Annotated in this window: 1 protein-coding gene; it reads left to right on the forward strand. The window is 64.1% G+C overall.

The window, feature by feature from the left end:
* Positions 1-122: 122 nt before the first annotated feature.
* On the forward strand, positions 123-914 hold a 792-nt coding region (locus ACYVLQ_RS31765), incomplete at its 3' end, for a transposase (protein ID WP_460701232.1).

The following is a 914-nucleotide window of genomic DNA, read 5'->3' on the forward strand; positions in this document are numbered from 1 at the left end:
GTTTGCCACTTATGGGACCACCTGACTAGCGGTTTTGCCAGTTATGGGACCACCCGGCGTGGCTTCGGGGCTTCCGGTCGCTCGGCCGCTGTATTGGCCAGATGAGCTACCGGGAGGTTTCGGTGATCGAGATCAGGGAGATGCTGCGGCTATGGCTGCAGGGTCGCGGGTTGCGGGAGGTGGCCCGGCTGTCGGGCACCGACCGCAAGACGGTGCGCCGGTATGTCGATAGAGCGCAGTCGTGTGGCGTGGACCGCGGCGACGGTGTGGAGCAGTTGACCGATGAGCTGCTGGCGGCGGTGATCGCCGGGGTTCGTCGGTCTCGGCCGAACGGTAAGAGCGATGTGTGGGAGATGCTGGCCGGTCAGTCCGAGCAGATCAAGCAGTGGCTGGATCAGGGACTGACTCTGACGAAGATTCATATTCTGCTCGCCCGTCGTGGTGTGGTGGTGTCGTATCGGACGTTGAACCGTTATGCCACAACGGAATTGGGGTTCGGGAAGCGGCGCACGACGGTGCGGGTGGCTGACTGCGAACCCGGTGCTGAGGTGCAGGTCGACTTCGGCCGGCTCGGCCTGCTGACCGACGTCGAAGGCCGTCGGCGGGTGGTGAAGGGCCTGATCTTCACCGCGGTGTATTCGCGGCACATGTTCGTTTTCCCGACCTACCAGGAAACATTGAACGACGTCATCGCCGGATTCGAGGCCGCGTGGCTGTTCTTCGATGGCGTGTTCGCCGTCGCGGTCCCGGACAACATGAAGGCTATCGTCGATCGGGCGAACGCGACCGAGCCCCGGTTGAACGACTCGTTCCGCGAGTACGCTGAATCCCGCGGCTTCGTCGTGGATCCAGCACGGGTCCGCAGCCCGCAGGACAAGCCGCGCGTCGAGCGCTGTGTTCCTTACGCCCGCTCG

Source organism: Nocardia thraciensis, assembly GCF_054782435.1.